This window comes from Planomonospora corallina, assembly GCF_042650625.1.
Lineage (GTDB): Bacteria > Actinomycetota > Actinomycetes > Streptosporangiales > Streptosporangiaceae > Planomonospora_B > Planomonospora_B corallina.
Window position 1 is genome coordinate 160,199 of sequence record NZ_JBHSBM010000023.1, and the last position, 13,896, is coordinate 174,094.

The window sequence follows — 13,896 nt, forward strand, 5'->3', positions numbered from 1 at the left end:
GCCGGGGCCGCCGCTCATCCGCGGACCGTCCAGCGCGCCGGTTCGGCGAGTACGGCGGCTGCCCCGTCGAGGTCGGCCAGTCGGGCGGCCAGCGTGGCGACGGCGAGGCGTTCGGGAAGCGCCGCGCTGAACTTCAGACCGTGCAGGGCCTTGCCGTCCACCTCGGGAAGGCAGAGCCGCCCGGCGGCGTCCCCCGTCCCTGCCCTCCACCTCGGGAGGGTGAGATCGCCGCGGAGGCGGATGGACACGTCGTCGACCCGCTGACCCGGCACGGCGAGGCCCTCCAGGGTGGCGGCCAGCGTGGCGTTGGCCCGGTGGCCCGCCCACGTCCACCAGCGGACGTCGCCGGCCGCCGGGTCACGGGTGACGACCGTGCCGCCGGGGTGCACGGAGCCGGCCTCGTCCTGCCGGAGGGCGCCGAGCCGCTCCGCCGCGCGGCGGCTGAGCCGTACCGGCGGGTCGGCGCCGAGCAGGACCTCGCGCATCGCCCGGCAGAGCGCGAAGGAGAGCCCGCCGTACCCCGTCCCGCCCCAGCGGGCCCTGCCGTGACCGTCCGCGGGCTCTACGTGGCAGCGCCGCCGCCGCCAGTCGGTGTAGGTGACGCGCCAGGTCCGTCCGGCGAGCAGCAGCAGGCGGGGGCCTTCGACCTCCTCGGTGAGGAGCGCGGGATCGGTCCGTCCGATCTCCGTGCGCCCTGACAGCACGGTGAACTCGGGCGCGGCGGTGAAGACGGCCGTCATGTCCATGAAGTGGCGGCGCCCGAACCGGCGTTCGGCCTCGGGGCCGATGAAGAGCATGCCGCCGTCCTCGTCGAGGTACCCGCCCTCCAGCAGGTGCCGGAGGATCGGTGCGGCCGGGGCGCCGAAGGGGGCCAGGCCGTTCCACCACTCCTGCCAGGTACGGTCGCCGACCCGGTGCTCCTGCAGGCAGAGGGCGAGGATCTGCTGGGCGACGAGGTGCCGGGGCTCGGGCGGCGCGGTGACCGGCTCGACGAACCCCTGCCCCCACAGGTGCAGGAGCCCCGCCGCCCGCAGCAGCGACTCACCGTCCAGCGCGAGGAACAGGCAGTTGCGGACGGAGCCGGGCCTGCGGCCGGTGCGGCCGATCCGCTGCAGGAACGAGGAGACCGTGGACGGTGCGTCGATCTGGACCACCCGGTCCAGGTCGCCGACGTCGATGCCGAGTTCCAGCGTGGAGGTGGCGACGATGACGCAGTCCCGCGCCTCGGCGAACGCCTGCTCGGAGCGGCGCCGCTCGTCGGCCGAGAGCGAGGCGTGGGAGAGGAAGACGGTGACGCCCCGTGCGCGCAGCGCGTGGCCGAGCTCCTCGACCAGCCGCTTGGAGTCGCAGAAGACCAGGCGTTTCTCGCCGCGGTGCAGCGCGGCCAGGAGCGTCGCGGCGTTGGAGACCGACCCGACGTAGTCGAGTTCCACCTCTCCCTGCGGGGGCGCGGTCGCCGTGCCGGGGACGGCCCGTGCGGAACCGGAGGTCTGCCGCGCGGGCACGGCCGTCCCGCCGCGGGCCGTACAGACCGGCGAGGTCGCCGTCTCCGGGGCGACGACCGTGCCCGGCCGGGTGCCCGCTCCCGATCCCTGAAGCCAGCCGAGCAGCTCCGGCGGGTTGCCCACGGTCGCCGAGAGGCCGACGCGCTGGATCGGTCGTCCGGCCAGGCGGGTGAGCCGCTCCAGTACGGCCAGCAGGTGCCAGCCCCGGTCGTCGCCCGCGAAGGCGTGGACCTCGTCGACCACGACCGTCCGGAGTCCCGCGAAGAGCATCCGGTGGTCGACGTTCACGCTGACCAGCATCGACTCGATCGACTCGGGCGTGGTGAGCAGGACGTCCGGCGGGTCGCGCAGGATGTGCCGGCGCCGCGCGGTGGAGACGTCGCCGTGCCAGAGCGCGGCGCGCCGGCCGATCCAGCCCGCGTAGCCCTCCAGCCGCGGCAGGAGGTTGTTGAGCAGCGCCTTGATCGGGCAGACGTAGAGCACGGACAGGCCGCGCGGGCTCTCGGAGGCCATCCGGCTGAGCAGGGGGAAGATCGCCGCCTCGGTCTTGCCGCCCGCCGTGGGGGCCAGCAGCAGGGCGTCCGATCCGGCGAGCAGCGGTCCGACGGCCGCCTCCTGCAGGGGCCGCAGCCCCGGCCAGCAGAGCGTGTTGACGATGTGGTGCAGCACGACGGGGTGAAGCCCTTCCGCGCCCGGCGCGGGCCCGGAGTCCGGCCGCCCGGCACCCGGGGCCCCGGGGTCCGGCCGCCCGGCACCCGGGGCCCCGGGGTCCGGCCGCCCGGCACCCGGGGCCCCGGGGTCCGGCCGCCCGGTGCCCGTGGCGGCCGGCTCCGGCGGGTCGGCGTCCGGGGGCCCGGGTGCCGGCGGGCCGCCGTTCACGGGAGGTCCAGCTCGACGTCGTCGGTCGTGAGCGCGTTCCGTTCGACCTCGTTGAGCTCGGCGGCGCGCACGGTGAGCCGGTAGTGCTCGCGGGGGTCGAAGTCGGGGAACTGGTCGACCCGGTCGAGCACGTCTCCGACGAGCTTCTTCAGGAAGACGCGGGGCGCGACGCCGGCCCTGCCGCCGAGTGAGCCCGCCACCGCCTCGGCCAGCAGCGCGACGTAGGCGTCGTCGACCAGGTCGGGCACACGGGGGGATGCCCCGGCCGCGTACAGGTCGCGGACCCGGCCGCCCAGCTCCAGCAGGCCGTCGCGGGTGAAGCCGGGCAGCCGGATCTGCACGGCGCGCGGGTTGTCGAAGCGCGGGTCGGTGGTGAAGTCGGCCGCCAGCCGGGAGGCCAGCGGGGGCAGCCGCTGCAGGCCCTGGGGTCCTTCGAAGAAGGCGGGGGTCCCGGTGACGAGCACGTACAGCCCGGGGAACCGCCCGGAGTCGATCTCGTCGACGAGCTGCCGCAGCGCGTTCAGCGCCTTGTCCCGCACGTCGGAGCGGACCCGCTGCAACGTCTCGACCTCGTCGAGGACGAGCAGCAGGCCCCGGTGGCCGGAATCCCGCAGGACCGTCAGCAGCCCCTGCAGGAAGCCCAGCGCGCCGAAGTGGTCCAGGTCTCCGCGGACCCCGGCGGCGCGTTTGGCGGAGGCCGACACGTGCGGCTGCCCGCCCAGCCAGGCGAGCACGCCCTCGGCGGTCGCCGGGTCTCCCCCGGCGACGGCGGCCCGGTAGCCGCGCAGCGCGGCGGCGAAGGTGGGCGCCGAGCGGCTGACCTCGGCCAGCCGTTTCTCCAGCAGCGCCTCGACCGCCCTGTCCAGCGCCTCGGTGTCGGACTCGGAGACGCCGCCGGCCAGTGCGTCCTCCTCCAGGGTGAACATCCACGCGTCGACGACCGAGCGGAGCGCGCTGGGCGGGAACTCCGCGGTGGACAGGTTCTCGCAGAGCCGCCGGTAGACGGTCTCCAGCCTGTGCAGCGGCGTCTCGGTCTCGGAGATCTGCACCTCGGCGACGGCCAGGCCGTGCCGTTTGGCCCGCTCGGCGAGCCACCGGGCGAAGAACGTCTTGCCGGAGCCGTACTCGCCGCGGACCGCTTTGAAGACCGCACCGCCCTGGGCCGCCGTCTCCAGCTCGGCGTCGAGCGCGGCGGTGAAGCGGTCGAGGCCCACGGCCAGCAGGTCGAGCCCGGCGGAGGGGACGGTCCCGCGCCGCAGCGCGTCGATCACCTCGCGGCGGCGGCGCTCACTGACCTTCACGACCTGTCCCCGCCCTCACGGTCCGTCCCGCCTCCTCGTGCCCCGCGACGTCGCCCGCCGCCCGCGCCGCTCCCCGGTGTCCTTCCACGGCCTGGTGCCCCGTCACGGCCCGGGGATCCCGAACTGCTCGGCGAGCAGGACGGCGTCGAGCTCCACCGTCACCTCGTCGGGGTCGTAACTTATCGGATCGTAACCGTCGACGCTGAGCACCCTCCGCACGGCGGCCAGCACGTTCCGCAGGCGCGCGGCGGGGACCTCCGCGGCGGCCGACAGGGTGCTCTCGTGGAGCCGGCACCCGCCTGCGAGCAGGGCGCCGAGGACGGCGCGGACCCGGGCGTCGTCGGGGGCGGCCCGGCCCGCGCGGGCCTTCTGCGCCGCGTACGGCTCCGATCCGAGCAGGTCGTCGAGGAAGCGTGCCCAGCCGGGAGCGGACGGGGCCACCGGCGCGGACGGGGTGAGCGGGGCGGCCGGTGCGGCCACCTCCTCGATCGCGATCAGCTCGCCCTGCTCCTCGGGGGCCTTCGACCTCGCGGCGGCCTTCGCTGCGGCCTTCGCGGCCTTGGCGCCGCTCCTGGCGGCCTTCGAGTGGGCCGCACCGGCGGGCTCCCCCGCCGGGCCCGCCGTCGCCACCGCGCTGTGCCACCAGGCGGGCTCCTGGGCCGGGGCGGGCCGCCATCCGGCGATCTCGTCGACCGGGACGGCGCTGAACACCGCGAACGGCACCGCGACCTCGGCCCCGGACGCGCCGCCGTGGTAGCCGGCACGCTTGTGCCCGTAGCGGATGTCCTCCCGCCAGGGCAGCACGACACGACCGCCGCCGAGGAGCACCCGCCGCCCGGAGACGAGGATCTCCCCGTCTCCGGCGGGCTTGCTCGCCGGTCGCCAGCGCCCCGACTCCGAGCCGGTGCCGGAGCGCAGCTCGCTGCCGCGTTCCACCACGTGGCCGTGGTCGGAGGTGAGGACGAGCAGCCGCCCGGAGATCCGGGCGGCCTCCAGCAGCGCCTCCAGGTGCGTCACCCGGTCGGCCGTCCACGCGACGGCCGGCCCGGTCTTGTCGAGCGAGTCGTCGACCGCGTTGAGCACGACGCCGACCACCTTCGCCGGCCCTTCGACGGCCGCCTTCACCGCGGGGTCGAGGGCGTGCCCGTCGGGGGCGCGCAGGTCGTCCTTGTGGAACAGCCGTGCCTGCGCATCACCGACGGCGGCGGGGAAGGCGGTCTTCTCGTCGTACTGCCCGCCGGTGTGCAGCGCCCCGGTGAGCAGGCTGGTACGGCAGGCCTCGGTGACGGTGGGCAGCGCCGGGAGCAGCACCCGCCGGTGCCCGAGGGAGGAGTCGACCAGTTCGGTCCAGCGCCGTGCGGCGAGGCTCTCGGCCAGCTCGGCGAGCACGCCCGCGGACATGCCGTCGACGACGACGAGGAGCGACCTGCCGAGCGGGCGCACGAGCGCGGCGAGCGCCGACTCGATCGGGACGAGGGTGCCGGGGTCGCTGTCGGCGGCGACCGCCGCGGCCAGGTGCCCGGCGAGCCTGCGGTCGTGTTCGCCGCGGCGGGCCGCGACGGCGGCCAGCAGGTCCCGGTAGGCGGCGGCGACCGCGTCGTCGGGGTCGCGGACCCCGCGGAAGGCCCACTCCACGTAGGCGCCGGTGCGGACCTGCTCGTGCAGCGCGTCGGCGAGGGTGGCGGTCTCCCTCCCGGGGACGGCCAGCCAGCGGAGCAGCCGCAGCGCCATCCTCGCGGCGTCCGTGCGCGCGTTGAACCCGGCCAGATCGTGCGCCGCGACCCGGCCGTGCGCGGCCTCCGCCGCGGCCAGCGCCGCCGCGTCCGGGAGCACCGTGTCCGGCCCTGTGTTCGGCGCTGTGTCCGGCCCTGTGTCCGGCGCTGTGTTCGGCGCTGTTTTCGTCGCTGCCGCGCCCCGTGCCGGGAGGCAGCGCCGCAGCGCCGTGGCGAACGCGCGCAGCCGCAGCTCGTAGGAGCCGGGCAGGAGGGTGGAGTCGGCCAGGAGCGCCTCGGCGTTGAACTCCCGCAGCAGCGCCTCGGCCCGCTCCAGCAGGCTGTCGGGACGGTCGAGCTGGCCGGCCAGTGCCTCCGCCGCCCGCGACCAGGCCTGCGCCTGCTCGGCGGGCAGGTCCGCCCCGCCGACCCGCGCCCGCAGCAGGCCGCGGGCCTCGGCCGCGTCCTGGGCGCCGTCCTTCCAGAGCAGCCCCGCGACCAGCGCGAGCGGTACGGCGTCGCCGCCGTGCCCGGCCTCCGCCGCGCGCAGCGTCCAGGCCCCGGCCGCCCCGGTGGCGCCGCTCAGCCAGCCGGTGAGCCCTTCCCGGACGTCGGCGGGCAGGGACGTCAGCCGGTGCACGGCGACCGGGTCCAGGCTCCAGCGCAGCAGCCCGAGCGCGTCGGGGTGGTGCGGGGAGAGGTGGCGCTCGCCGTCCCGTGACGCGCCGAGCACGGCCGAGGCCAGGTGGCCGAGGGCGTGGTCGCGGGTGAGCGTCCCGCCGGGGGCCTTCGGCCAGCCCTCAGGAGGCTCCCACCGGGCCAGGGCCCCGGCGGCCCAGCCCTCGTCGAGCAGGAGCGGGTCGATGTCGCGCGCCTGGAAGGACTGCTTGAGCATGTCCCAGGGGCGGAGCGTGAGCAGCCGCCCCCGCAGGAGGTGCGCGCGGATCCCGATGCCGAGGTCGGCGTCGTCGAGGTCGGTGACGACGACCAGGTATCCGTCGCCGTGCCGGAGCATCGCCTCCCGTACGGCGAGCGGCGACGGGCAGACCTCGACTCGGACGGCGGCGTCGTTCACGGTGAACTCCCGCTCGGCGGTCCATTCGAGGCGCGCCTGGACGCCGACCACGCCTCTGCGGTGGCCGGCCTCCTGGAGCCCGGTGACGATCGCGCGGACCAGCGGCAGCGTCACCGCGGTCAGTGAGGAGCCGGACGACGGCCGGGAGCGGTGGGCCGGGGGCGCGGGTGTGGTCACGGGCGCACGCTCCAGGTGACGGTGATCCGCGCGCCGGGGTTGCGCTCGGCGAAGGCCCGCAGCTCCGCCACGGCGTCGCCGACCCGGTCCGCCTCGACGGTGACGGAGCCGCTGCGCTTGCCGGGCGGGTCCGGCGGCGCCTGATCGGCCAGGATCTTCCGGGCGGTGCTCCGGGCCTCCAGCAGCACCGCGCCCAGCGCGGTCTGGAACTCGTCGCGGGCCGCCGCCTCGCGGAGCCGTTCCAGCACCTCGGCCGCGCGCGGCTCGTGCGTCATGGAGGCGACGGCCTCCAGCAGCTCCCAGTCCATGTCCTTCAGCCGTGCCGCGACGTCCCGGGCGGAGCTGAGCGACTTGGCGAGGACCTCCTCCACGGCGGACTCCCGCGACTCCGCGAGGGCCTCGGCGAGGTCGGCGGCGTCGCCGTTCTCGTCGAGCAGCCCGGCGACCAGCGCCGCCGCGTCCCGGGCGGTGGCGTACCGGCCCGCGTCCTCCACCAGTCCGAGGACGTCGCGGTGGGCGCCGAGCACGGCGACGAGCTCGCGGGCGGGGAGCCGGAGGTCGCGGGCCCGCTCGCGGACGGCCGTGGCCAGCCGGTTGACGTTGGCCGCCGTGCGCAGCGGCGTGACGTGCACGCCGAAGAGCTTCGCCGCCCGTTCCACGGCGCGCTTCCAGGTGGCCTCGTCCGGGAGCCGGGGGAGCCGCAGCTCGTAGCCGCCGTCGATGCGCTCCAGCGGCGGCCGGGCGACGGGCCCGCCGCCCTTGGCGTACCACTCGCGGTCCTGGGCGAGCGCGAAGGCCGCGACGACCAGGCCCCGGGTCAGCGGGTCGAGCCCGCGCGGCTGCGGCTGGTCGAGCCAGGCGATCAGCCGGTCGACGCCGATGACCTCGCCGAGCCCTTCCTGCGCGGCCCGCTGGATGAAGTGCCTGCGCAGCGGGAACGTGTCGGCGTTGAACAGGAAGGCGTTCTCCAGTGCCTCGCCGACGCCGAGCGGGTTGGCGACCTTGCGGAGCACCTCGCGGTCCTTGGCCGGCATGGGGACGCGCCCGCTCTCCTGGGCGGCGGCGGCGTCGAGATACTGCAGCACGAGGGTCGCCTCGGCCCGGCGGACCTCACCGGCGAACTTCGGGTGGTCGGGGTACTGCGAGCCGAGCATCTGGTCGAGCAGGTTGGCCAGGCAGTCCGCCAGCCGCGCGCCGACCGGCGCCCCGAGGGTGAGCCGGGGGTCGAGGGTGGCGTAGAACGCCGTGTGCCCGCGGGTGGTGTCGATGTCGGCGGGGTCCCGCGGCACCGCGCCGTACGCCTGCTGGACCACCTCCCGGATCTTGGTCTCCAGGGTGGTCCGCCGGTTGGTCAGCAGCGCCTTGGCCGCGGCGCGGTCCTGGACCGACAGGTGGCTGGCGTTCTGCTCGTAGCGGTCGGCGGAGGCCAGCAGGTAGCGGAGCGCGACCAGCTCGCCGAGGTCCCGCTCGCGCTCCTCGGTGAAGAAGGCGGGGACCCACGCCACGCTCCGGCTCTCGACGCCCTCGCGCTCCAGCTTCTCGAAGCGGGCCAGGTCGTGCTCGGGGCCGTACCCGGCGTCGTCGAACGGGAAGTCGACGACCAGCTTCCAGCGGTCGCCGTCCGCGCAGAGCGCGTCCCGGCTCAGCAGGTCCTCGTTGCGGATGTTGCCGTAGACGATGTCGACGGCCCGGCGGCTGCCCCGCCAGACGAACGAGTGCGTGTAGACGCCGCCGATCGTCTCGGTCGGCACGGTCACGCCGAGCGAGTCGAAGACGATCTCGCGCAGCAGGCGCTGCCGCTCGCCCTTGGTGTCCTGGTTGCGGACCCGCTCCAGCACGCTCTCGTAGTCGACCCCGGCGAGCTGGACGCTGATCAGCGGGTTGCCGGGGTCGTCGGCGAAGTGGATCTCGCTGACCCCGGAGCCGGCCAGGTGCTTGAAGAGCGCCAGGACCCGCTTGTCCTCCTCGCCCCTGAGCGGGGTGACGATGGTGCCGTGGTTGAGCGCGGCCAGCTTCCGCGCGGTGAGCGCGGTGAGCGCCGGGACGCCGGGCGCGAGCGCGGCCAGCAGGGCGGTCTTCACCAGGCGGGCGTCGGTGACGAACGGGTGGGTGCGCGGCAGGCCCCGGGTCTCCTCGACGGAGACGAGCTTGTGCTTCTGGAGCAGCCGGGGCAGCAGCTTCTCCTCGTACAGCGCGCGCGCGTTGGCGAAGTGCCGCTTCATCTCGTCGGTGAGCGGCACCACCCCGGAGTCCATCAGCACGTCGTAGACGTCGCCGACGGGGATGATGTCGTCGACGGTCAGCTCGTCCCGGCCGCGCCGGAGCAGCTCGGCCATGGTGCGCAGCGCCGTGCGCTCCCGCTGGAGCAGCCCGGACAGCGCGACCATGGTGGAGACCAGCGCCGGGGAGAAGGGGTAGGTGCTCTGGAAGGCCGCCGCGTCGGAGGAGCCGTCGGGGCCCTCCAGCAGCACGTTCCACACCTTCGGCTCGCGGGTCACCTTGCGGAAGGCCGCCTCCAGCGCGCCCTCGGCGCCGGGCCGCTCCTGCAGCAGCCGTCGCTTCAGGATCACCGGGAGGTTCCGGTCCTCCAGAGTGATCTTGTTGAAGCGGTCCTCCCACCAGCGGAACGTCTCGCCGATGGCGTACTTCTCCGCGCCGGGGATGTTCGTGCCGAGGAAGTCGCGCAGGTCGCGCTGGCGGGCGACGAACGACACCAGCGGGATGGCGCGCCGGCCGGAGGCCGACTCGACCAGCTTGGCGACCTTGGCGCCCTCCCGGCCGACGAAGGCCGGGTCGGAGCTGCGGGAGGCGAGCCAGAGCACCAGCTCGTCGAGGAAGAGCACGGCGCAGTCGTAGCCGAGCCGCCGGGCGTGCGCGCTGACCGCCTCCAGCCCCTCGTCGAGCGGGAGGTAGGCGGCGCCGCGCGTGTAGCCGGTGAAGTAGGCCCCGACCAGCGCGGAGACCAGACTGGCCCGGGTGGGGTCGCCGACCCCGGCCCGGCGGGCGGCCTCGTAGGAGGCGGCGTCCCAGTTCCCGGCCAGGCCGCCCCAGCCGGGGTTGGACATCGTGCCGAGCCCGGCGAAGAACACCTCGTCGCCGAGGCGGGCCCGCAGGTTGTCGGCATCGGCGAACAGGCCGTCGGTGCTGTGCACCTCGGGCAGCTCCGCCTCCGGGTGGAGCCGGCGGATCTGCTCGACGTAGCCGCCGAGCACGGCCTCCTCCAGCGTCTCGACGCCGACCAGGTGGTAGGTGAGGCAGAGGATCCGGCGGCCGGACAGCCACGGGTCGTGCTTGGCGAGGGTCGGCGCCAGATCCCGCATCCCCCAGGCGTCGGGGTCGTGCCGGAGTACGGCGTGCAGCACCGACATGAAGTGGCTCTTGCCGGAGCCGAACGAGCCGTGCAGGAACGCCGCGTCGCTCCGGTTCTTCTCCAGCGCGCCCTTCACCAGGGAGAGCGCCGCCTCGAAGCTCCCGGCGAGCTGGGTGGTGACGACGTAGCTGTCCAGGGTCGGCCTGACCGCGGAGACGCCGTCGCTGAGCTTGAGCACGAAGTCGTTCGCGCTCAGCTCCTCGGGGATGTTCAGGACGTCCCTGAGCAGGGTCGCCATGGGTCAGCTCTCCTTCTTCGCAGTGCCCGCGGCTCTCCTGCCGCGCCGCCCGGCCTCGGGCCGCCAGGCGGCCAGCGCCTCGCGGGTCAGCCCCCGCTCGGCGAGCCGGCCGTCCAGCCAGGCCGTGAAGTAGTCGGCCGGCGAACCGGCGTAGAGGTCCGCGTACTCGTGGTGCCACTGGTGCAGCCACGGCTCCAGCTCGGCCAGGCCCGCCAGCAGCGGCACGGCCCGCTCGTCGCCGGCCGGGTACTCGCGCTCGATCAGCGTGTTGGCCAGCGCGGTGGCCCGCTGCAGGTGGTCCCAGCCCGCCCAGCCGTAGACGGGGGTGGCGTCGTTCTCCCGCTGCGCGCCGGGGTAGCCGACGAACCGCTCCTTGGGCACGTCGAGCTTGCCCCGGTGCCGCCAGTAGGAGGGGCTGGCGAAGTCCTTGGGGTTGTACTTCGGCGGGACGTCGATCTCGACCTTCTCCCCGGCGTCCTCGCGGCGCTGGCGCGCCCAGACCTCCTCCCAGTCCTGGCGCTTGAGCAGGCCGGTGGGGGTGTGCCGGAGGGCGGCGAGGTAGGGGACGTGCTCACCGGAGAGCAGGGCGGTCAGCTCGGTGGTGAGGTCGTGGTCGGGGCGGCCGACGTAGAGGTCCATGACCTGCCGGAAGTCGGCGTCGGTGCGGACCAGGTCGGCGAGCTGCGCCACGCTGAGCGTGCGGGGCGTGCCGTGCTCCCGGCCGCCGTCGAACCAGAGCTCCTCGGCCTCCAGCCGGTCCAGCAGCCAGGTGCGCAGCGCCTCGGCGCGGGTCTTGCCGTACGGCTCGGCGGACCAGCGCCGCTTGCACTCGGGCGCCTCGACGAGCTTGAGCAGCGGCCGGTCTTTAATGACCTCGATCCGGCGGCGGACGAGGTCCCGGTACGGCTGCGGCCAGTGGGAGGGCACGTCCCGGACGGGGGTGGAGCCGTGCCGCTCGAACCACTGGGTGTCGTTCTCCCCGTCGAGCACCTGGGCGCCGAGGACGATCTCGAAGGCCCGCTCGCCGAGCGCCAGGCCGGGCAGGTCGTCGCCGTGGTAGGTCAGGTCCTCGTCCAGGATCCCGTAGAGCCGGTAGACCTCCCAGTCCAGCTCCTCCTGGACGGCGATCATCTCGGCCCGGACGGCGTCGTGGCGCTTGCGCGCCTCGGCCAGCGCCTCGTGGGACGGTACGGCCTGCGCGCAGACGGCCTGGGGGGTGAGGGCGGCGAGCTGCTGGGCGAGGGCGTCGAGACGGCGGGCCTTCTCCAGGGGGGCGCCGCCGGGGAGGGGGAACTCGGCGACGTTCGTGGCGTTGAACGCGAACCGCTCCATCCAGTCCTCGGGCTGGATGCCCCGCCCCATCCCGCTTCCGCCCTTGGGAAAGCAGACCTGCTTGAGCCAGAAACAGGCCGTGGAGGAGTTGAGCAGTCCTAGGAGCCGGAGGTGGTCGTCTTCCGTCGCCCCCTCCGGCAGCTTGATCACCGGAGCGGTCTGTTTGAAAACCTTGCCACCGCGATCCAGCACGAAGTGATTATGGGTCGCTACTTCCCCAAATGTGATCGACAAGGGCGTCATGTAGCGCTCTGACACCCATCGATACCAACCCCACCAGGCCACTCCGGCCTCGGAGGGCACTTGCCCGTCAAATCCAACAGTAGATCTTAGGATTTGCCGAAACCGCCACAGATGCCGCCCCCAGGACGAACTGTCTATATAATCAACCGGTGACTGGCTCTCATTGAAAGTAACGAGAGCGCCTCCACTGTCGCCGGCAGCCCAATCACGTACCGCTTCGCCAACAACAAGTGGTCTCGCCAGAGGATAGACAACACCCCGCCTGCGGAGCCACGGAGTGCCGACGAGGAACACGTCATCCTGGCCAGGAAAACTCGCAAACCCAATCGGCCTGCCAATCTCATCCCGAACTTTCTTCGGCGAGGATTCAATCAGCGAGACAAGTTCGCCGGAGCCGCCACCGGAAAGCGTCCATGGATGAGTAGCCAGCCGCTGACGAGGTACCTGCGTTACAGACACATATCTCGTATCCGCAGCGGGCCGATCGATGAAGTCAACTATGGAACGCCATATTAACCCCCGCGCGGGGTCCGCAGGCCGAGATGGCTCACCACGGATACCGAGCACCGCACGCACTTCACTGAGCCGATTCCTGTCGCGATTCTTGCCGATCAAAATGACTGTTGGAGTTCCGTGCCCTGGAATGTATGCACCAGACGCATCGATCACTTCCGTCAGATCCGCCTTATGCGCAAAGAAGTTCTCGATCAGCTTCTTGCCGAACTCCCGCTTCATGAACGAGTTCGCCGTGATCTGTCCCACATATCCCGGCCGCTCGTTGTCTCTGACCGCAAGCCGGAAGAAAAGCTCAGCGAACGGAACCGTGAGAACGTATTTGCCCGAGCAGGTCTCCTTGTAGCGTTCCCGATAAGCGTCCCTAAGTGTCTTGTCATTGGCCGGAACGTAGGGCGGGTTGCCGACGACCACGTGGTAGCGGCCGTAGTCGAGGATGCCGGGGAAGCGGTCGATGTCCTCCCAGTCGTAGAGGTGCGCGGCGAGCGGGTCGTTCTCCAAGACGTCCAGAGCCATCTGACGGCCGCCCCCGGCCGCCCTGCCGCCGCCGTACAGCAGCGTGTCCCCGGTCGCGATGTTGAGGCTGAGCGCGGGCACGTCCGGCCCGTCGAGGCGGGTGGCCCCGCACGCCTTCAGCGCCGCCACCATCAGGCGGAACTTGGTGATCGCCGTCGCGGTCGGGTTGATGTCCACGCCGTGGACGGCGTCGAGCACCTTCTGCACCCGGACCCGCTCGTCCATCCCCGGCTTGCGCGTGTTCCACTCCTCCAGCAGCCGGTCGAACGCGCCCAGCAGGAAGTGGCCCGACCCGCACGTCGGGTCGATCAGCTTGAGCTCCTCCAGCCTGAAGTCCTTCAGCGCCGGGTCGAGGACCCGCTCCAGGATGAACTCCTCGACGAAGACCGGGGTCTGCAGCAGGGCGTAGCGCTTGCGGATGTGCTCGGACAGGTCCTGGTAGAGGTCGCCGAGGAAGCGGGTGTCCAGGTCCGGGCTGTGGAACTCGTCGTGCGCCAGCCGTACGCCCTCCGCGTCCCGGCGGCGGAAGAGCGCGATCAGCTCCTCGGCCTGGTCGGCGGAGAGGTCCCACCACCAGACGAAGTCGGAGTCGGGGAAGAGCGCGTGCCCGGCCCGGGTGGAGCGGAGCCAGGTGAAGGACGCGCGCAGCCACTCGCGGGCGGTCAGCCGGGGGTTGCGCTGGATCCAGTCGGCCTCGGCGTCGGCGGCCTCGGAGGTGGCGAGACCGGCCGCGTCGCGGGAGGCGATCCAGCGGTGGGCGGTCAGGTCGTTGTCCTCGCAGAAGCGGATGAACGCGCAGGCGACCACCCACGAGCTGGCGGCCTGGGCGCTCTGCGCGATGAGCCAGTCGTTCCAGCTCTCCCCGGTCCGGCCGATGCCCCCGGCCCGGCGGTGCATCTCCTTGAGCCGGTCACCGATCTCCGGGATCCGGCCCGCCTGCTCCCGCAGGTCGTCGGCGACGCGCCGCGCCTGCTGCTGGAGGTCCTTGAGCAGTGCGGCGGAGATAACCGACACCTGATCACCCTTCCCGTCCCG

Annotated in this window: 5 protein-coding genes; all 5 read right to left on the bottom strand. The window is 73.5% G+C overall.

All coding sequences use genetic code 11. The annotated features are described in order from the left end of the window. Positions 1-14: 14 nt before the first annotated feature. The 5 genes from ACFOWE_RS20025 to pglX all read right to left on the bottom strand — a co-directional run bounded on the left by ACFOWE_RS20025 (position 15) and on the right by pglX (position 13,875). Positions 15-2,174 (bottom strand): DEAD/DEAH box helicase, encoded by a 2,160-nt coding sequence (locus ACFOWE_RS20025; RefSeq protein ID WP_377289992.1) that lies wholly within the window; start codon positions 2,172-2,174, stop codon positions 15-17. 206 nt (positions 2,175-2,380) lie between these two features. After that, positions 2,381-3,685, bottom strand: a complete 1,305-nt coding sequence (gene brxD, locus ACFOWE_RS20030) for a BREX system ATP-binding protein BrxD (RefSeq protein WP_377289994.1) — start codon at positions 3,683-3,685, stop codon at positions 2,381-2,383. A 102-nt stretch (positions 3,686-3,787) separates the two neighbouring features. Continuing rightward, on the bottom strand, positions 3,788-6,649 hold the full coding sequence (gene pglZ / locus ACFOWE_RS20035; protein WP_377289996.1) for a BREX-2 system phosphatase PglZ: 2,862 nt from the start codon (positions 6,647-6,649) through the stop codon (positions 3,788-3,790). Next, positions 6,646-10,257, bottom strand: a complete 3,612-nt coding sequence (locus tag ACFOWE_RS20040) for a hypothetical protein (RefSeq protein ID WP_377289998.1) — start codon at positions 10,255-10,257, stop codon at positions 6,646-6,648. The genes pglZ and ACFOWE_RS20040 overlap by 4 nt, the downstream gene beginning before the upstream one ends. Before the next feature lie 3 nt (positions 10,258-10,260). Beyond that, positions 10,261-13,875, bottom strand: coding sequence for a BREX-2 system adenine-specific DNA-methyltransferase PglX (pglX, locus tag ACFOWE_RS20045; protein ID WP_377290000.1), 3,615 nt, complete (start codon positions 13,873-13,875; stop codon positions 10,261-10,263). Positions 13,876-13,896 lie beyond the last annotated feature (21 nt).

Coding starts and splice junctions, on each gene's coding strand:
- ACFOWE_RS20040 (WP_377289998.1), bottom strand. CDS start 10,257: ATGGCGACCCTGCTCAGGGACGTCCTGAACATCCCCGAGGAGCTGAGC.